Genomic DNA, 17,954 nt, shown 5'->3' on the forward strand with positions numbered 1-17,954 from the left:
CGGGGAGGGGGCGGGGGCGAGGGGGTCAGGACAGCTGGGCGTCCGAGAGGGGGCGGACCGTCGCCAGCGTGGCGACCTCGGGGGCGGTCACCGGGGGGACCGTGCGGGTCTCGGTGCGGTCGGCGTAGCGGAGGAACTGCGGGAGGCGGTCGACCCGGCGGAGGTGACCCTTGATCAGGGCCAGGCCGTGCAGGTGCTCGCCGTCCTCGCGCCAGCAGACCAGCGGGACGCGGTAGGTGTCGCCCTCGGGGGTGCCGAAGACCGCCTCGTAGGACTGGGCGTCGAGCAGGCTCATGCCGCGCCCTCCTTCGGGGAGACCGAGAACAGGTGGCCGTAGTCGGTGACGGCGGCGGCCAGGTGGGCGGCGTCGGCGAGGTGCAGGGCGTGCCACATGAGGACCTGGTTGGCCGTCAGGACGTGGAAGCCGAGCTCCTCCTCCAGGGGCCTGATGGTGCCGACCGCGCGGATGCCGTTGCCGGCCACCAGGACGGCGTCCGGGCGGTGCGCGGCGACGGTGGTGCGGATCCAGGCGGAGAGGTTCTCCGGGGTGATCGCCTTCTGGTTCGAGGGCAGCCCGCACGGGCCGTGGTGGATCACCTGGTAGCCGAACTCCTGGAAGTAGTCGGCTCCTTGGGTGGAGAGCGCGTCGTCGAACCAGGGCGGGTTCACCACCGCGATCCGCCGGGCGCCGAGTGCGTCGAAGGCGGCCCGGGCGGCCTTGGTGGTGCCGGTGAGCGGCAGTCCGCGGGTGACCGGCAGCAGCCGCTCGTAGAGCTCCTGCTCGCCGGCGGCCTTGAGCGCGTACGAGGAGGAGGTGAACCCGAGGGTGAGGGCGTGCAGCGGGGAGGCGGCCAGCAGCTCGACCGCCTGGTCCAGATAGGGGGCCTGGACGAAGGAGCGGATCGGGTCGTGCGGGATCTTCTCGTCCATCTCGCCGCCGGCCCTCATCGCGGCGAAGTGGATCCGGGAGCCGTGGATGGTCACCGACTCCGGTGCGAGGGCCTGGAGTTCGGCCTCCGGGCCGACGTCGGCGTGCGGGACGACGACGCCGATCCGGGTGGAGGCGTCCCAGCCGTCGACGGGCGGGGGAGTGCTGCTCATCGTCGCTCTCCTCAGTGGGTGGGGGCGGCGGCCTCGTCGGCCAGCCGTCCGCCGGACACGGTGCCGGTGCCGGTGTCGTCCAGGAACTTGGGGTGCTTGCGGCGCATGTTCGCCAGCACGAAGTCGTACGGCAGGTCGTCGTAGGCGCCGTGGTCGGTCAGGAACTCCATCGAGCCGCCGCCCTCGGCGGTCGGGTGGTAGAGGCTGTCGGTGCGGCCGTCGAACTCCAGCGGCTGCATGCCGTAGAGCTTGCAGAGCAGCTTGTTGAAGACGGGAGTGGCCTTGACCCACTTCCCCTCCAGGTGCACCTGGGTGAGCGAGTGGAAGAACACGTCGCTGCCGATGTGCTCCAGCAGCCGGGGCGAGGCGAGGTGGTTGCGCACGTCGCTGTAGAGCAGCCGGGAGGGGATGCCGACGGCCCGGACGGCGGCGGCGTAGAGCACCGACTTGTGCATGCAGAAGCCGGACCTGGTGGTGACGGTGTTCGAGGCGCGCAGGCCCTCGGGGGTCAGCGGGGCGCCGTAGACCTCGTAGAAGACGCCGTCGCGGACGGCGTAGTAGAGCTCGACCGCCTTGGTGACCGGGTCGGCGGAGCGGTCCTTGACGGCGTGGTCGACGAAGGCCTGCACCTCCTCGGTCTGGTGGTCCAGGAAGGCGGTGGGGAGTATGAGGTGGTCCAACTGCTCGGTCATGACGGGAAGTTCCTCTCGGAGGGCCCTCTCAGAGCCCGAGAAGGGTGGCGATCCGGTTGCGCTGGATCTCGGAGGTGCCGGAGTAGATCGTCCCGGCGATCGAGTTGCGCAGGTCGCGCTCGATGCCGTACTCGGTGAGCACGCCGCGGCCGCCGTGGATCTGCACCGCGTCCAGCGCGGTCTGCAGGTTGGCCTCGGAGACCACGGTCTTGGTGGCGGCGAGGTCGAGGGCGGAGTCCTCGTTGCGCTCCACCTTGGCGCCGGTGTCGGTCAGCCACTTGCGGGCGGTCTCGATCCGGATCTTCATGTCGGCGATCTTGTGCGAGACGGCCTGGTAGTCGCCGATCGGCCGGCCGAACTGGTGACGCTCCTTGGCGAAGGCGATGGTGGTCTCCAGCCGCCTGGTCATCTCGCCCAGGGTGAGCGAGAAGCCGAACAGCACCTCGCGCTTCATCACGTGGTCCAGCACCAGGAAGCCGGTGCCCTCCTGGCCGACCCGCTGACGGACCGGCACCCGCAGGCCCTCGAAGGAGAGGGTGCCGATGGGGCTGGTGCGCAGACCGATCTTGTCCATCGCCGGACCGACCGTCAGGCCGGGGGTGCCGGCCTCCACCAGCAGGGTGGTCAGGCCGAACGGACCGGGCCTGCCGGTGCGGACGTAGAGCAGGAAGAGGTCGGCGACGGGCGCGTTGGTGATGAACATCTTGCCGCCGTCGACCACGTAGTGGTCGCCCTCGCGGCGGGCGGTGGTGGTCAGGTTCGTCGCGTCCGAGCCGCCGCCGCTCTCGGTGATGGCGTGCGCGGTGACCGCCTCGCCGGAGGCGATCCGGGGCAGGTGCTGCTCCTTCAGCTCCGGGCTTCCGAAGCGTTGGAGGGGCACTCCGACCGAGACGATCTGGGTGGAGGCGGAGAAGGAGAGCCCGGCGTCGTGCGAGACGTACCCGAGGCCCTCCAGGGCGCGCATGGTGGCGGTCAGGCCGTGGCCGGCGCCGCCGTACTCGGTGGCGACGTGGGTGCGGAGCAGACCGGTCTCCCGGAGCACCTCCCACTTGTCGCGCGGGAACTCCCCGGCGGCGTCCGACCTCGCCAGGTCGGCGTTGAGCCGGTCGGCCCAGGGCGCGGTGAGCTGGTACAGGTCCTCGGTCACGTCAGGCTCCTCGGGTGGGTCGCGCGCGGGCCGGGTCCGCCGGCCGCTCGGGTCGGGCCCGCCGCCAGGGGGTGCGGCGGGCCCGGGTGCGGGGCGGATCAGTACTGCGAGAACCCGTCCTCGGAGAGGGTGTGCTTCTCGGTGCCGACGATCGGCGGGTTGAAGATCGAGACCAGCAGCAGGTCCTCGTCGTCCGAGGCGATCAGGTAGTGCGGGTCGTGCTGGTCCAGGACGTAGATGGTGCCCTTGGTGATCTTGTGACGGGTGCCGTCCTTCTCCACGACCTCGCCGGAGCCGCCGACGCAGTAGCAGGCCTCCAGGTGGTTGCGGTACTGCAGCGCACTGGAGGTGCCCTTGCGCACCAGGGTGTCCGCGACGGCGAAGCCCATGCCGTCGGACTTGGTGAGCAGGCGGTGGCTGGTGCCGTTGCCCCACTCGACCGGGGCGACGTCATCGAGGCTGCGAACGAACATGTCTGTCTCTCCTATGCGAAACGCGGAAGGTGTTCCGTGTGGGTGGTGGGGTGCCGGTGGAACGGTGACGCGGTGGAACGGAGGGTGCGTCAGACGGTGGCGGGGCTGTGCTCGAGGATCAGCGCCACCATGGAGTCGATGGTCCGGAAGTCGTCGGGGGTGAAGTCCAGGTCGTCGACGGGGAGTCGGTAGGCCTCGGTGAAGTGCGACAGCAGGCGCACCAGGCCCAGGCTGTGGAGCACGCCGGACTCGATCAGGTCGTAGTCGCCCGTCAGGTCCGAGGCGTCCTCGCCGGCCAGGAACTCGGCCGCGACGTAGGTGCGGACCTCGTCGGCGATCTCGGTGCTGCTGCTCATGTGTCGCTCTCCTTCAGGCGGTTCTGCTTGATGAGGTTGCGGTCGGGCTTGCCCGTCGAGGTGCGGGGCAGGGCGGTGCCGGTGACGTGCACGGAGCTGGGGATGGCGTGGCGCGGAAGGTGGCGGCCCAGGTGGGTGCGCAGCCGCAGACCGGTGAGCGGGGTCCCCGGCCGGTGGGTGACGTGGGCGTGCAGGCGGACCCCGGCCTCCGGGTCGGGCAGCGGGACCACCACCGCCTCGGCGACGTCCGGGTGGGCGGCGATGACGTTCTCCACCTCCTGGAGGTTGGTGCGGATGCCGCGGACCTTGACGTGCCAGTCCGCGCGCCCCTCCAGGAAGTGACGGCCGTCCGGGGCCCGGCTGACGATGTCGCCGGTGCGGTAGAAGACCTTGCCGTCGAGCTCGGTGAAGGCCGCCGCGTTCAGCTCCCGGCGCAGGTAACCGGTGGTCTGGAACGGTGTGCTGACCAGCAGCTCGCCGCTCCCGGGGCCGGCGATCCGCCGGCCGTCCGGGTCCAGGACCAGGGCGTCGGTGCCGCGGATCGGCCGGCCGATCGGCATCGGGCCGGACAGGTCGGCGAGGTCCAGCCGGTGGATGAAGGAGTCGTTGGTCTCCGTGCACCCGAACACGTTGTGGAACGCCGCCCGGGGGAAGGCCGGTGCGGTGCGGCCGAGCAGTTCGGCCGGCATCCGGTCGCCGGTGAAGACGGCGTGCCGGACGGTGCGGAAGACCCCGGCCCGCTCGAGCATCAGCCGGTACATCATCGGGACGCCCTGGAGGAAGCTGACGCCGTGCCGGGCCACCAGGTGGGCCAACTGCTCGCCGTCGGTGGACCGTTGACGGTCGACCAGGACCACGGTGGCGCCCAGCCGGAGGAAGGCCCAGACGTCCAGCAGGGCGAGGTCGAAGTTGAGCGGGGCGTAGGACAGGGCGGTGTCGTGGGCGGAGAGCCCGAACTCCTCGGTGGCCCAGTCGGCGAAGGCCTCGAAGCCGTCCTGCTCGATCGGCACGATCTTCGGCGTGCCGGTGGAGCCGGAGGTGGTCAGCAGCAGCCTGGTCCGGGCCGGGTCCGCCACCGCGAAGCCCTCGGCCTCCAGCTCGTCCGCCGCGACCGGGGCGGCGGCGAGGGCGCCGTTCTCCTCCGCGGTGAGCACCCGCACCGCCCGGGCCTGCCGGGCGAGGCGGTCGAGCACCTCGCGGCCGAGGTCGGGCGAGGGGGCCAGGGCGACGTGCCCCCGGCCGGCCAGGGCCAGCAGAAGGGCGACGGTGCGCGGCGTCTTGTGGGCCGGCACGCAGACGGTGCTGCCTTCCGGCAGCGCCAGCTGTGCCAGTTTCCTGCTCAACTCCTCTGTGAGAGTGAGCAGTTGACCGTAGGTGACGGCCTGATCGTGGTGGTGGAGTGCGATCTGGTGGGGCCGAGTGCGGCCGTGGGAGGCGACGGTCTCGGCGAGGCGGGACGATGGCACGGCGGGATTCCTCGCGGTCGCAGCCTGGGGCAGTCGGGGTGCCGTTCGGCTGTTCGAATCGTGCGCTGTCGAGAGAAAAGTTAGCCGAGCAGGTACATGCTTGGTCAAGCATCCACTTGGCGAAGTGGTTGTGATGCGGACCACTCAACTTGCTTGTGCAAATAAAAATGACCCCGAACGCCGAGGCGTTCGGGGTCGGGCGCGAGGCCGGGCGGTCAGCCCTGGGCCGCGCGCAGTGCCTGGACCGTGGGGCCCAGGGCGGGGTCGGCGGTGAAGGTGTTGAGCGCGGAGGAGAGCACCTCCGCGTAGGTGGCCCTGGCCGCCTGGTAGCGCTGGCGGCCCTCGTCGGTGATGACGGCGTAGACGCCCCGCTTGTCCGACGGGCACAGGTCCTTGAAGGCGAAGCCGGCCGTCTCCAGGCGGCCCACCAGGCGGGTCACCGAGGACTGGCCGAGGCCGACCTTGTCGGCCAGGTCCTGCATGCGCAGCTCACTGGTCGCGGAGTGCTGGAGGTGCTCCAGGGAGCGGTACTCGGACAGTCCTATCCCGTGCCTGCGCTGCAGGGCCAGGGCCAACTCGCGCTCCACGTAGGAGTGCAGCGTGAGCACGCGGTTCCACACCGCGTGGTCGGAGGTGGGTAGGGACACGGGTGGAGAGTTCGCCATGGTGCCTCCTCTGGGGTTGCTGCGGTCTCCCGGGAATGATACATGCTCATGCAAGTTTCTGGGTCGGGCGGTCGGTTTTCCGGCCCGCGTACTGACGGAGCAGCCCCCGGACAACATCGGGAAGGGGTGCTTCCGGGCATTCGGATTTGACGGAGTGGTGGCACTACTTTCCGCCGGTGGAAAACGGCGCGGACGTTCTTTACTGTGAGGGAAGCCCGAATTGACGCCGCGTTTGAGCAGCCACGGGAGGGACCAACGACATGAGCAGGCGGGATCCCGTCGCCCAGTTCTCGGACCAACTGTTCGCCCACTTCCGCAGATCCGACCAGCGCAGGTGGGCACACGCGTATGTGTACGGCCTGCTCGGCACCTCCGGCAAGAAGTCGGTGCGCCGCCTGGCCGAGCTGGCCAGTGACTCGCCCACGGCGGCGCAGGCGCTGCACCAGTTCGTCAACGAGAGCCCCTGGGGCTGGGAGCCGGTCCTCGACCGGCTGAGACAGTGGACCGAGGACCGGGCCAGTCCGCGGGCCTGGACGGTCACCCCGGTGGTCCTGCCCAAGCGCGGGGACAAGTCCTGCGGCGTTCACCGCCGCTTCGTCCCCGGCGCCGGACGCACCGTCAACTGCCAGGTGGGCACGGCCGTCTTCATGTCCACCGACGCGGGAGACCTCCCGGTCGGCTGGCGGCTGCTGCTCCCCGAGTCCTGGACGGGCGGCGCGCTGCGCGAGCAGGCCCGGATCCCGTTCGCGGTCACGGCCACCACCGAGGAGGAGGTCCTGCGGCTGGTCGACCTGACGGTGGGCCGCTCGCGCCACGCGGCCGTGCCGCTGGTGGTGGACCTCGACGGATACCTGGATCCGGCCCCGATCGCGGAAGGGCTGAACCGGCGCGGTCTGGAATTCCTGCTGGCGATTCCGGACGGATTCCCGCTGGCCCCGCTGGACGTCCGCGCCTGCAATTCCGGACGGGCCGTGATGCCCGCGGTGCGGATCCTCGCCGACTGCGGCGGAGGCGATCCGGCCGCGCCGGGGCGGGTGGGGGAGCGGGGCGGTCTGGTGCAGGTGCCCGGAGTCACCGCGGCCGCCGGCCGGGCCCGGCTGCACCGCGTGTTCGCCCAGCCCGCGCTGCGCGCCAAGGAGCAGGACCGGCTGTGGATCACCAACATGGTGACCCGTCCGGCCGGAGAGCTGCTGGCCTACGCGGAGCGCCGGCCGGCGGCCGAGGAGACCCTCGCCCAGCTCCAACGGGGCTTCGGGCTAAGGGACTTCGAAGGGCGTTCCTATCCGGGCTGGCACCACCACATGACGCTGGTGGCTGCTGCCTTCGCCTACAGCAGGCTCGCCGCCGCCCCCGTCGCCGAGGCCTCCGAGGACGTCCTCCGGGCCGCCTGAGCTCGGTGCTTGACAGTCAGATGCTTGCTCATGCAAGCTTTATTCATCGCCAGGCCCCAGTCATGGGGCCCTGTGCGAGAGATGAAGATGCATATACATGCAAGTGCTTCGGCTATGACCAGGGGGAAGCATGCGTCACTCCGAGATCTCGGAGAGCGAGCTGACCGAGTACGTCCGCGAGGCGGTCCGGATCAGTCGCGAACACGTGGCCAGGGGCGGCATTCCGTTCTCCGGGGTCGTCGTCAACCACGGCCGCATCCTCGGCACCGGCTTCAACCGGGTGCGGGAGGACAACGACCCCACCGCGCACGCCGAGGTGGTGGCACTGCGCCAGGCGGCCGCCACCTACGGGCTGCACGCCACCGCAGGGGCCACGCTGATCGCTTCCGGCGAACCCTGCGCCCTCTGCTACATGGCCTCGCTCTACTTCAACGTGTCCCACATCGTGCACGCCGTCGACCGCCTGACCGCCGCCCGGTACGGCTTCGACTACACCGGCTCGTACTCGATCTTCGCGGACGACCCGGAGAGCTGGCCGCTGCGCGTCACCTCGCTGCGCACCTCGGGTGACACCGAGCCCTTCGAGGACTTCCTCCGTGTGGATCGCACCGACCTCAGCGCCGCCGACCGCACCACCACCCGCACCGCCGACCGGGAGCGACCGTGAACGAGCTGGAGAACGAACCCGCGGCCGAGAAGGTCCGGATCAAGGTCTGGTCCGACTACGTCTGTCCGTTCTGCATGCTGGCCGAGGGCCCGCTGCACGAGGCCACCCACGACCTCGACGTCGAGATCGAGTGGATGCCCTTCGAGCTGCGGCCCCACCCCACCCCGACGCTGCGCCCCGAGGACGCCTACCTGCCGGCCGTCTGGGCCAGGTCCGTCTACCCGATGGCCCGTCGGATGGGCGTGGACATCACGCTGCCCACCGTCTCGCCGCAGCCGTACACCCGGCTGGCCTTCGAGGGCTACCAGTACGCCGCCGAGCACGGCCGGGCGGCCGAGTACACCCCGCGCCTCCTCCGGGCCTTCTTCCAGGAGAACCGGGACATCGGCCGGACCGAGGTGCTCGCCGACATCGCCGCCGAACTCGGCCTGGACGCAGAGGAGTTCAACCGAGCCCTGGCCGAGGGAAGCTACACCGAGACCCACCGGGAGGCGCTGCGGACCGCCGAGGCGTACCGCATCTCCGTCGCCCCCACCCTGATCATCGGCGAGCGCCACCGGATCGAGGGCGTCGCCACGGCGGCCCAGATCCGCAAGGCCGTGCTCGACGTCCAGGCCGAGCAGGCCGTCGCGAGCGGAGCGGCCTGCGGCATCGACGGCTGCTGACCGGCACCCGATCCCCGTCTCCGCCCGTGCTCCACCCCGCGCCACCGGTTCGACCCCAACTCCCCAGCAGCGAAAGGGCATCAGCCATGCAGTGGCTCTACCTCGGCATCGCGGTCATCTTCGAGATCGCGGTGGCCATCGCGGCCGGCAAGGCCGAAGGCTTCAAGAACCGCCCGTGGACCGCCGCCACCCTGATCAGCGGCGCGATCGGCACCTACTTCCTCAGCAAGGCACTGCAGACCTTCAACGTCGGTGTCGGCTACGCCATCTGGACCTCCGTCTCCGGCATCGGCATCACCCTGCTGGGCGCCGCGCTGTTCGGCCAGAAGCTCAGCTGGCAGAAGGCGCTCGGCATCCTCGTCATCATCGCCGGCGTGGTCGGCCTCCAGCTCAGCGGCGTCTGAGCCCCCGCACCCCACTCCGATCCACCAAGAAGGGACCGCGCACATGTCCAACACCAGCTCCACTTCCGGATCGGCCAACTCGTGGCTGATGCTACTCCTCGCCGGCGCGTTCGAGGTCGGCTACGCGCTCTCGGTCGGCGGCAGTGACGGCTTCACCAAGCTCTGGTGGTCGCTGGTCGCGGTGGTGTTCTTCCTGCTGACCCTCTGGGCGCTGAGCGCCGCGCTGCGCACCATCGACGTCAGCATCGGCTACGCGGTCTGGGCCGGCATCGGTTCGGTCGGCGCCGCCCTGCTCGGGCCGGTGGTCTTCGACGAGCACCTCACCGTGGTGCAGGGCGTCTGGCTGGCCGTCATCATCGTCGGCGTGATCTGGCTCAAGCTCGCCGACCGGATGCAGGGCAGCGCCGCGGCGCCCGAGGTCGAGCAGCCGGCCCGGCCGGAGGCCCCCGTCCAGCCCGTGAAGATCTGACGGATGCCCAGCCCCGCAGCCGGGGGCCGTCGTCCGACCCGGTGGGCCGTCCCCGCGCAGCGCGGAGGCGGCCCACTGCCGCGTTCCCGCCCGGGGGAGTAAACGCTTCATCCGTACGGGTGAGCGGCGCCCAGGGGCGCGTGCCGGATGGCCTACGCTCCCCCGGGGACGAGGACCGGGAGAGGGGTGCCGCCGTGGAGCTGTGGCTGCTGAACGGGCTGGACACCGCGGCGTTGAGCCTGGTGGTGGTCGGCGGGATCGTCCTGCTGGCCGTGGCGGGCGCGCTGCTGACCAGGCGCCGCTTCCCGCAGACCGTGCACGGTGAGCACAACGAGATGGTCGGTGTGGTGCTCGGCATGTTCGGCGCGATCTACGGCATCATCCTGGCGTTCGTCATCGTCACCCTCTGGACCCAGCTGGAGACCACCAACTCCATCGTCGCCTCCGAGTCCACCGCCGCCGCCTCGCTGGTGCGCAACGTCCGCGCCCTTCCCCCGCAGGAGCAGGACCGGGTGAACGCCGCGATGAGCGGCTACCTGCACGCGGTGGTGGACGTGCAGTGGCCGCTGATGCGCGAGGGCGAGCCCAACTACGAGTCCACGGCCCGGAGTCTGGACGCGGTCTACGACGCGCTCCAGTCCTACGAGCCGCAGACCGAGACCCAGCAGACCTTCTACGAGCTGGCGGCCGGCAACCTCAACGAGGTGGTCGCCCAGCGCCGGGCCAGGATCACCATGGCCACCCAGCAACTCCCGCTGCTGCTCCAGGTGCTGGTCTTCGGCGGGGCGCTGGTGATCATCCCGCTGACCTTCCTCTACGGCGTCCGCAGCCGGCGGATGCAGCTCCTCTTCGTCGGTACGGTGGCCGCGCTGGTGGGCTTCAGCCTGCTGCTCACCCTGGTGCTCGACCGCCCGTTCTCCGGCGAACTGAGCGTCAGCCCGGCGCCCTACAAGGAGGGCGCGCTGGCGCAGTTCTGGTACGGGCAGCCGGGCGCCGGGTCCGTGGTCGCACGCTGAACCGCGCCGCCTCCCGGGAGGTGCGCACCCGCCGGGCTGCCGGGCGGTGTCGCTCCGCCGCGCTACCGTGGGCCGCATGAACGATCACAGGGCCCGGCCCGCCGGCGGGATGCTCACGGGGGCGGCCGGGGCACTGCTCCCGGCACTGGGGCGGATCACCGTCAGCGGTGCCGAGCAGCTCGCGGAGGGCGGCGGGCGCGGCCTCATCCTGACGGCCAATCACACCTCGCTCGCCGACCCGGTGCTGATGCTCGGTGTGCTGGGGCGGCTGGGCGTACGGCCGGTGGTGCTGGCCACCGCCGGGCTCTGGAAGGTCCCGGTCCTGGGCCGGGCCCTCGTCAGGGAGGGCCACGTCCCGGTCCACCGGGGCACCGCCCGCGCGGGGGACGCGCTGGTCGCCGCCGGGGCGGCGCTGGCAGCCGGACGCTGCGTACTGCTCTACCCCGAGGGCGGCCTGCCCCGCTACCGGGCCTCGGCCGACCGGCCGCCGCGCCCGCTGAAGTCCGGCGCGGTCCGCCTCGCCGAGGCCACCGGCGCCCGCCTGCTCCCGATCGGCCACGCCGGTGCCCGCCGCGTCGCCTCCGGCGGCACCGCCAAACAGCTCGCCGGCTGGGTCACCGCCCCGCTGCGCCGCCCCCGCGTCCACGTCCACTTCGGCACCCCCCTCCACCCCGACCGGGACGGTGCCCTCGAAACCGCCCTGGCCGAGGCCTGGAGCTCCGCCGTCCGCGCCCTCGACCCCACCGACGTCCCCGACCTCTACCGCTGACGGGCGCGGCGGTAGGGGCGGCAGTTACTTGACACTCTCAACCATTTAGGTCTACGGTCGGTGAAGTACTTGAGGAGCTGAAACATCTAGTGCCTCAAATCTTTATGCACAGGAGTGTCACCATGAAGGCCATCACCTACCGTGCCTACGGCGGAGCCGACGTCCTCGAGTACGGCGAGGTCCCGACGCCGAAGGTCGGCCCGGACGCGGTGCTCGTCAAGGTCCGCGCCGCCGCGGTGAACCCGGTGGACTGGAAGATCCAGGCCGGCTACCTCGACGGGTTCCTGGACGCGGTCTTCCCGGTCATTCCGGGCTGGGACGTGGCCGGTGTGGTCGAGCAGGTCGGCGTCGGGGTGACCGAGTACGCCGTCGGCGACGAGGTGATGGGGTACGTGCGGGAGGACATGGTCAGCCGCGGCACCTTCGCGGAGTACGTGGCCGCCCCGGTCCGGACGCTGGCGCACAAGCCCGCCGCGCTGAGCTTCGAGCAGGCGGCCGGTCTGCCGCTGGCCGGGCTCACCGCGCACCAGGCGCTGACCCAGGCGCTGGCCGTCCGGGCCGGCGAGACCGTCCTGGTGCATGCCGCCGCCGGTGGCGTCGGCTCGCTCGCCGTCCAGATCGCGGTCGCCCTGGGCGCCAACGTGATCGGCACCGCCAGCGAGCGCAACCACGAGTTCCTGCGCGGCCTCGGCGCCGAGCCGGTCGCCTACGGCGAGGGCCTGGCCGAGCGGGTCCGCGCGCTCGCCCCGCAGGGCGTGGACGCCGTGCTCGACCTGGTCGGCGGTGACGCCCTGACCGTCTCCCCGTCGCTGCTGGCCGAGGGCGGCCGGCTGGCCTCCATCGCCGACGGCGCGGTGCTGGCCCTGGGCGGCCGGTACGTCTTCGTCCGCCCCGACACGGCCGGGCTGACCGAGCTCGCCGAGCTGGCGGACAAGGGCCTGCTCACCGTCGAGGTGGCCGCCACCTTCCCGCTGGAGCGGGCGGCCGAGGCCCAGCGGCTGAACGCCGAGGGCCACACCCGCGGCAAGATCGTGGTCACCGTCGCCTGAGTGGCGTGAGCCAGGGCCCGCACCGTCGCGACGCGGTGCGGGCCCTTCCGCATGCCGGGCCCTCAACACCCTTGTGGAGGACGGAAAATCACTTGGGACGCGGTGGTCGGCCGACGATACTGACGCGATGTTCACCGACGCCGAAGCGGCCGCGCTCTACGACCAGCTGAACCCCTGGGACCCGGACCACTGGCCGGGTGACGCCTTCTACGACGGCCTGGTGGCGGCCGCACCCTCCGTCCTGGACGTCGGGTGCGGGACGGGGCAGATGCTCCACCGCGCCCGCGAACGCGGCCACACCGGTCGGCTCGCCGGGATCGACCCGGACCGGGCCTCGCTGGCGCGGGCCCGCCGCCGCACCGACGTGGAATGGGTCGAGGGGACGGCGGCGCAGTCGGCCTGGGACGCCGAGTTCGACCTCGCCACCATGACCGGCCACGCCTTCCAGTGCCTGGTCACCGACCAGGAGGTGACCGCCTCGCTGGCCGCCGTCCGGACCGCCCTGCGCCCGGGCGGCCGCTTCGTCTTCGAGACCCGCCACCCCCGGGCCCGCGCCTGGGAGGCCTGGAACCCCGCCAACGCCTCCGAGCTCACCACCGCCACCGGCCGCAGCCTCCGGGTGGAGCACCGCGTCGAGTCCGTCACCGGCGACGTGGTCACCTTCACCGAGACCACCGCCGAGGCCGGACGGGTCGTCCGCACCGACCGCGCGAGCCTCCGCTTCCTCGACGTCCCCGCCCTCGACGCCTTCCTCGCCGTCGCCGGCCTCCAGGTCGAGGCCCACTACGGCGACTGGCACCGCGGCCCGATCACCCCCGACAGCCGCGAGATCGTCACCGTCGCCCGCCGCCCGTAGCCCGGTCCGTCCGCCGTGGCGGGGGCCGAGCCGGCGCCGGGAGTACCCACTTAATTGTGCGTACTGGGCAGGGCGGGGCGGGGCGCGCAGACTTGTGGGCAGAGGGGAGATGACAGCGGGTCAGGAGGCCGGACGTTCGGCCGCCGCTTCGGCGGCCAGCAGGTCGAGGCGCTCGTGGCCCAGGTCGGAGACCGGGCCGAGGGCGACCGAGAGGCGCCGGCCGAAGTCGGTGAGGGAGTAGACCGTCTTCAGCGGCAGCACGTCGTGCACCTCGCGGTGCACCAGGCCGTCGGCCTCCATCTCGCGCAGCGCCTGGGTGAGGACCTTCTCGCTCAGGCCGGGCAGCCGTCGGCGGATTTCGGCGGGGCGGTGCGGGCCGGCCTCCAGCAGCCAGAGCAGGGACGTCTTCCACTTGCCGTCGATCACGGCGATCGCGGCGGTGACCCCGCACACGTTCGGGTCCACGGCCTGACTGCGCGTCATCTCTTCCCCCGAGGTTCTTCGTTGTCCACCACCATGTCTACAGGAGACGCCGTATGTCCACCAACCACGCCTTCCCGTCCGTCACCGTGCTCGGCCTCGGCCCGATGGGCCGCGCCCTGGCCGCCGCCTTCCTGGCGGCGGGCGTCCGCACCACCGTCTGGAACCGCACCCCCGGCCGCGACGCCGAGCTGCTCGCGTCCGGGGCCGCGAGTGCGGCGACGGCCGAAGAGGCGGTGGCGGCGAGCGAGTTGACCGTCGTCTGCCTGGTCAACTACGACGCCTCGGACGCGGTGCTGCGCCGCCCCGAGGTCGAGGCCGCGCTCAAGGGCCGCACCCTGGTCAACCTCACCGCCGACTCCCCGGACCGCGCCCGCGACACCGGCGCCTGGGCGGCCGGGCACGGCATCGACTACCTGGACGGCGCCATCATGACCCCGGCCCCGAGCATCGGCGGCCCGGAGGCGGTCTTCATCCACAGCGGACCGGCCGCCCTGTACGAGCGCTACGCGCCGGTCCTGGCGGTGCTCGGTGGCACCCACACCCACCTCGGCGAGTCCATCGGTCGGGCGGCGGGCTTCGACATCGCCCTGCTGGACATCTTCTGGACCGCGATGGCCGGCTACGTGCACGCGTTGGCGCTGGCCAAGGCGGAGGGCATCAGCGGACGGGAGCTGGCGCCGTTCGCCCAGGGCATCGGGGCCATCCTGCCGCCGCTGTTCGCGGAGTTCGCCGAGGACTTCGACAGCGGGAGCTACTCCGGCGCGATCAACCCGCTCACCTCCGGCGTCTCCACCATGGCGCACGTGGTGCACACCGCCGAGGCGCACGGCATCGACTCCGGAGTGATGCGCGCCGCCGAGGGGCTCACCCGCCGCACCATCGCCCTCGGGCACGGCGCGGACGGCGTCAGCCGGCTCGCCGAGGTGCTCGGACGGCGCTGACCGCCGAGGTGGCGAAGGGAGTTCAGGCGATGGCATCGAGTTCGCTGAGCAGTGCGGACACCCCCAGGCCGGTGGTGAGGTACTGCACGAACACCTCGTTGTTCAGCGCCCAGGGCGAACGCCGCCGCCGGATCAGGTCGATCGCGTCGGGCACCCGGTGGCCCAGCCCCACCAGGGCCTGCGCGGTCACCAGCCCCGAGCGGTTGTAGCCGGAGTGGCACCGCACCAGCACGGTGCGGCCGCTCCGGACGGCGCCCGTCACCGAGGCCGCGAGGCGCTCCGCCGCCCGCAGCTGAGCACCCGTCAGCCGGGCGTCCGGCATCTCGGCCACCAGGTGCTCCACCCCCGGGGCGGGGCCGTGCCCCGGGCTGCGGTACAGGCTCGCCACCAGGTCGAACTCGCCACCGACCACCGCGAGATGTAACTCCCCGGTTCGGTCGGTCCAGACGTGACCGCCCATCCAGAGCCCGGGAACGATCTCGTTCCACGGCTGCTCCGGCCCCGGCGCCTCCCGGTCCTGCTGCCTCGTACGCATCGTACGCATCCCTCCTTTCCGCCCCAACGGGGGAGCCTGCGCCGGAGTTCCGGGCTGTGGTTAGGGTGTCGGCATGGCGGATGACCTCGGCGCGGCGGCGCAGCGGACGGCGGACGGACTGGCGCGGGAACGGGTCGGAGTGGTGGTGGCCGCGCTGGCCGGCGGGGCGGTGGAGGTCCGGGCCGCCGGGGCGGTGGGGGTCGACGACGTCTTCGAGATCGGCTCGGTGACCAAGCTGTTCACCGCGCTGGCACTGGCGGCCCTGGTGGTGGACGGTGAGCTCCGGCTCGACCAGCCGCTGGCCGAACTCCTCCCGGAGGCGGGCCACTTGCACCGGGACGGGGTCGCGGTGACGCTCGGTCAGCTGGCCCAGCACACCTCCGGCCTGCCGCGCCTGCCGCACGGCATGATGCTGCGCGCGCTGCTCCGCCCCTCCACGCCCGACCCGTACGCCGGACTGACCGAGCCGGTGCTCCTCGGCACCCTGGCCAGGACCCGGCTGGGCGCGGTGCCCGGCAAGCGCCACCGCTACTCCAACCTCGGCGCCGGACTGCTCGGTCTGGCGCTGGCCCGGCACACCGGAACCGACTACGAGTCGATGCTGGCCCGCCTGGTGACCGGGCCGCTGGGCCTGCCCGGGGTGCGGGTGGTCACCGAACGGCCTCAGACCCAGGGCCACGACCGCCGCCGCCGTCCCGTCCCGGCCTGGGACCTGGCCGCGCTGGCCGGGGCGGGGGCGCTGCGCGCCACCGCCGGGGAGCTGGCCTCCTTCCTCGGGGCCCAGCTCGCACCGGAGAGCGGCGCCCTGCCCGAGGCGATCGCCCTCACCCGGAGCGTCCGCCACCCGCTGACCCCGTTCGCCCGGGCCCATCTCGGCTGGTTCGGCCAGGACCTGCACGCCAAGCTGGGCGGCGGCACCGAGCTCTGGCACAACGGCGGCACGGGCGGCTTCTCCTCCTTCGTCGGCCTCGCCCCGGAGCGCGGCACCGGCGTCGTGGTGCTGACCGACACCCAGCACTCGGTCGACGGACCGGCGTTCGCCCTGCTGCGGGAGCTGTCGTCCCGGCAGGTGGAGAACGGCTAACCCCGCACGGCCGGCAGGCCCAGGGGGACCGGTCCGGCGGCGGGCCGGGTGCAGACGTCGTGGCAGTCGGCGTCGAGGCTGCAGCAGAGGGAGCAGATCGTCCCGCTGTGGAAGGGGCAGGAGGCGGTGTCGGGGATCTCGTAGTGGCCCTCGCAGACCACGCACTGCCGGGTCTCGGTCGAATCGGTCATCCCCGCTTCGGGGTTGGGCCGGGCGAGGTAGTAGCGCCCCTTGGTGGCCCAGGCGATGAGCGGGCAGAGCGCCATGGCCAGCGCGAGGGCGATGAACGGGCTGAACGCCTCGGCGTAGGTGCCGAACAGCCCGAAGAAGGCGGCGATGGAGACGGCGGCGGCCACGCACATGGCGCCGAACCCGGCCGGGTTGACGGGGTGCAGGTGGGCGCGCTTGAACTCGATGTGCTTCGGGCTCAGGCCCAGCGGCTTGTTGATCACCAGGTCGGCGGTGACGGCGCCGATCCAGGCGATGGCGACGTTGGAGTAGAAGCCGAGCAGGGAGCCGAGCGCGCTGAACATGTCGAGTTCCATCAGCAGCAGTGCGACACCGCAGTTGAGGAAGATGTACCAGACCCGGCCGGGGTGGCGGTGGGTGATCCGGGAGAAGAAGTTCGACCAGGAGAGCGAGCCCGAGTAGGCGTTGGTCGAGTTGATCTTGATCTGGGAGACCACCACGAAGAGCCCGGCCAGCGGCAGGGCGGCGCCGCCCAGCCAGGGACGCAACGACTCCACGTACGGGGCGATCGGCTCCAGCGCCTTGGCCTCGCCGACGGCGCCGAGCGCCGCGAACGCCAGCAGTGCGCCGCCCAGTTGCTTCAGGGCGCCGATCACCACCCAGCCCGGGCCGGCGGCGAGCACGGCGAGGTCCCAGCGCCGGGCGTTGGCGGGCGTCCGGGCCGGCATGAAGCGCAGGTAGTCGGCCTGCTCGCCGATCTGCGCGATCAGCGACAGGGCGACGCCGGTGCCGAGGCCGAAGCCCAGCAGGGTGAAGCCCGAACCTACCCCGTGGGTACCGCCGAAGGAGGTGAACTCCCGGAAGGAGGAGGGTGATTCGACAGCCAGGATGACGAAGGGGGCGACCAGGCCGACGATCCACACCGGCTGTGTCCAGGACTGCATCCGGGCGATCCACGCCATTCCCTTGAAGACGATCGGGACGACGATCACCGTGGTCAGCAGGTAGCCGAGGGGCAGCGGCAGGCCCAGCACCTCGTGGAAGGCCTGCGCCATGATCGAGCCTTCGAGGGCGAAGAAGATGAAGGTGAAGCTCGCGTAGACCAGTGAGGTCAGGGTCGAGCCGAAGTAGCCGAAGCCGGAACCCCGGGTGAGGAGGTCCATGTCGACCCCGTTGGCCGCACAGGCCCGGGCGATCGGGATGCCGGTCAGGAAGATCACCACCGCGGCGGTGAGGATCGAGGCCAGCGCGTTGGTGAAGCCGTAGGACATGACGATGCCCGCGCCGATCGCGTAGTCCGCGAGGTAGGCGATCCCGCCCAGGGCGGTGGAGGCGACCGCCGCGGGCGACCAGCGGCGGAAGGAGTGCGGGGCGTACCGGAGCGAGTAGTCCTCGAGGCTCTCGTCCGCGGCCGACTTGGCGTAGGAGCGCCGGGGGCCCGGTGTCGGGGCGCCTGCCGTCGCTTCGCTCGCTGCTTGGGCGGGCGGACTGCTGATCTCGGTCATCGCCACTCCTGGGAGTCGGAGGCAGATGACC

At 71.9% G+C, this 17,954-nt stretch carries 22 protein-coding genes; 11 read left to right on the top strand and 11 right to left on the bottom strand.

What is annotated here, in order from left to right; genetic code table 11:
- Nucleotides 1-25: 25 nt before the first annotated feature.
- The 8 genes from ACWCYY_RS04015 to ACWCYY_RS04050 all read right to left on the bottom strand — a co-directional run bounded on the left by ACWCYY_RS04015 (nt 26) and on the right by ACWCYY_RS04050 (nt 5,900).
- On the bottom strand, nt 26-295 hold the full coding sequence (locus ACWCYY_RS04015; RefSeq protein WP_449795013.1) for a DUF6253 family protein: 270 nt from the start codon (nt 293-295) through the stop codon (nt 26-28).
- Nucleotides 292-1,101: a maleate cis-trans isomerase family protein gene (locus tag ACWCYY_RS04020; RefSeq protein WP_449795014.1), complete on the bottom strand. Its 810-nt coding sequence runs from the start codon at nt 1,099-1,101 to the stop codon at nt 292-294. The genes ACWCYY_RS04015 and ACWCYY_RS04020 overlap by 4 nt, the downstream gene beginning before the upstream one ends.
- Nucleotides 1,102-1,112: 11 nt before the next feature.
- Nucleotides 1,113-1,793: a transglutaminase-like domain-containing protein gene (locus ACWCYY_RS04025; protein WP_449795015.1), complete on the bottom strand. Its 681-nt coding sequence runs from the start codon at nt 1,791-1,793 to the stop codon at nt 1,113-1,115.
- 28 nt (nt 1,794-1,821) lie between these two features.
- Complete coding sequence (locus ACWCYY_RS04030) at nt 1,822-2,940, bottom strand: acyl-CoA dehydrogenase family protein (protein WP_449795016.1); 1,119 nt, start codon at nt 2,938-2,940, stop codon at nt 1,822-1,824.
- A 98-nt stretch (nt 2,941-3,038) separates the two neighbouring features.
- Nucleotides 3,039-3,413, bottom strand: a complete 375-nt coding sequence (locus tag ACWCYY_RS04035) for an ectoine synthase (protein WP_345282915.1) — start codon at nt 3,411-3,413, stop codon at nt 3,039-3,041.
- Between the two features lie 89 nt (nt 3,414-3,502).
- Nucleotides 3,503-3,769, bottom strand: coding sequence for an acyl carrier protein (locus tag ACWCYY_RS04040; RefSeq protein ID WP_345282912.1), 267 nt, complete (start codon nt 3,767-3,769; stop codon nt 3,503-3,505).
- Entirely contained in the window at nt 3,766-5,235 is a 1,470-nt protein-coding gene (locus tag ACWCYY_RS04045) for an AMP-binding protein (RefSeq protein ID WP_449795017.1), read from the bottom strand. The genes ACWCYY_RS04040 and ACWCYY_RS04045 overlap by 4 nt, the downstream gene beginning before the upstream one ends.
- A gap of 215 nt (nt 5,236-5,450) precedes the next feature.
- Complete coding sequence (locus tag ACWCYY_RS04050) at nt 5,451-5,900, bottom strand: MarR family winged helix-turn-helix transcriptional regulator (protein WP_380150314.1); 450 nt, start codon at nt 5,898-5,900, stop codon at nt 5,451-5,453.
- A gap of 260 nt (nt 5,901-6,160) precedes the next feature.
- Between ACWCYY_RS04050 and ACWCYY_RS04055 the strand changes: the two genes are divergently transcribed.
- The 9 genes from ACWCYY_RS04055 to ACWCYY_RS04095 all read left to right on the top strand — a co-directional run bounded on the left by ACWCYY_RS04055 (nt 6,161) and on the right by ACWCYY_RS04095 (nt 13,186).
- The gene (locus ACWCYY_RS04055) at nt 6,161-7,291 is read left to right on the top strand and encodes an IS701 family transposase (protein ID WP_449795018.1); all 1,131 of its coding nucleotides are present in this window, start codon (nt 6,161-6,163) and stop codon (nt 7,289-7,291) included.
- Between the two features lie 130 nt (nt 7,292-7,421).
- Nucleotides 7,422-7,958, top strand: coding sequence for a nucleoside deaminase (locus ACWCYY_RS04060; RefSeq protein WP_449795019.1), 537 nt, complete (start codon nt 7,422-7,424; stop codon nt 7,956-7,958).
- Nucleotides 7,955-8,623 carry a DsbA family oxidoreductase gene (locus tag ACWCYY_RS04065; RefSeq protein ID WP_449795020.1) on the top strand — a complete coding sequence of 223 codons (669 nt, stop codon included), beginning with the start codon at nt 7,955-7,957 and terminating at the stop codon, nt 8,621-8,623. The genes ACWCYY_RS04060 and ACWCYY_RS04065 overlap by 4 nt, the downstream gene beginning before the upstream one ends.
- 86 nt (nt 8,624-8,709) lie before the next feature.
- Nucleotides 8,710-9,027: a DMT family transporter gene (locus tag ACWCYY_RS04070; RefSeq protein ID WP_345284374.1), complete on the top strand. Its 318-nt coding sequence runs from the start codon at nt 8,710-8,712 to the stop codon at nt 9,025-9,027.
- Between the two features lie 43 nt (nt 9,028-9,070).
- Entirely contained in the window at nt 9,071-9,496 is a 426-nt protein-coding gene (locus ACWCYY_RS04075) for a DMT family transporter (protein WP_345281806.1), read from the top strand.
- Between the two features lie 194 nt (nt 9,497-9,690).
- Nucleotides 9,691-10,512 (top strand): bestrophin-like domain, encoded by an 822-nt coding sequence (locus tag ACWCYY_RS04080; RefSeq protein WP_345281807.1) that lies wholly within the window; start codon nt 9,691-9,693, stop codon nt 10,510-10,512.
- 76 nt (nt 10,513-10,588) lie between these two features.
- Entirely contained in the window at nt 10,589-11,281 is a 693-nt protein-coding gene (locus tag ACWCYY_RS04085) for a lysophospholipid acyltransferase family protein (protein WP_449795021.1), read from the top strand.
- 122 nt (nt 11,282-11,403) lie between these two features.
- Complete coding sequence (locus tag ACWCYY_RS04090; RefSeq protein ID WP_345281809.1) at nt 11,404-12,330, top strand: NADP-dependent oxidoreductase; 927 nt, start codon at nt 11,404-11,406, stop codon at nt 12,328-12,330.
- A 127-nt stretch (nt 12,331-12,457) separates the two neighbouring features.
- On the top strand, nt 12,458-13,186 hold the full coding sequence (locus ACWCYY_RS04095) for a class I SAM-dependent methyltransferase (RefSeq protein ID WP_449795022.1): 729 nt from the start codon (nt 12,458-12,460) through the stop codon (nt 13,184-13,186).
- Nucleotides 13,187-13,306: 120 nt separating this feature from the next.
- Here the strand turns inward: ACWCYY_RS04095 and ACWCYY_RS04100 are convergent, their stop codons facing one another.
- Nucleotides 13,307-13,669: a winged helix-turn-helix transcriptional regulator gene (locus tag ACWCYY_RS04100; RefSeq protein ID WP_345281812.1), complete on the bottom strand. Its 363-nt coding sequence runs from the start codon at nt 13,667-13,669 to the stop codon at nt 13,307-13,309.
- A gap of 53 nt (nt 13,670-13,722) precedes the next feature.
- On the opposite strand from ACWCYY_RS04100, the gene ACWCYY_RS04105 reads away from it, so the two are divergent.
- Nucleotides 13,723-14,610, top strand: coding sequence for an NAD(P)-dependent oxidoreductase (locus ACWCYY_RS04105; protein ID WP_449795023.1), 888 nt, complete (start codon nt 13,723-13,725; stop codon nt 14,608-14,610).
- 22 nt (nt 14,611-14,632) lie between these two features.
- Here the strand turns inward: ACWCYY_RS04105 and ACWCYY_RS04110 are convergent, their stop codons facing one another.
- Nucleotides 14,633-15,145, bottom strand: coding sequence for a protein-tyrosine phosphatase family protein (locus ACWCYY_RS04110; RefSeq protein WP_449795024.1), 513 nt, complete (start codon nt 15,143-15,145; stop codon nt 14,633-14,635).
- Between the two features lie 73 nt (nt 15,146-15,218).
- On the opposite strand from ACWCYY_RS04110, the gene ACWCYY_RS04115 reads away from it, so the two are divergent.
- The gene (locus ACWCYY_RS04115) at nt 15,219-16,229 is read left to right on the top strand and encodes a serine hydrolase domain-containing protein (protein WP_449795025.1); all 1,011 of its coding nucleotides are present in this window, start codon (nt 15,219-15,221) and stop codon (nt 16,227-16,229) included.
- Here the strand turns inward: ACWCYY_RS04115 and ACWCYY_RS04120 are convergent.
- Nucleotides 16,226-17,923: a purine-cytosine permease family protein gene (locus tag ACWCYY_RS04120; RefSeq protein WP_449795026.1), complete on the bottom strand. Its 1,698-nt coding sequence runs from the start codon at nt 17,921-17,923 to the stop codon at nt 16,226-16,228. The two genes, ACWCYY_RS04115 and ACWCYY_RS04120, sit on opposite strands and share 4 nt — an antisense overlap.
- Between the last annotated feature and the right edge of the window lie 31 nt (nt 17,924-17,954).

It is taken from the genome of Kitasatospora sp. NPDC001664, from assembly GCF_053596675.1.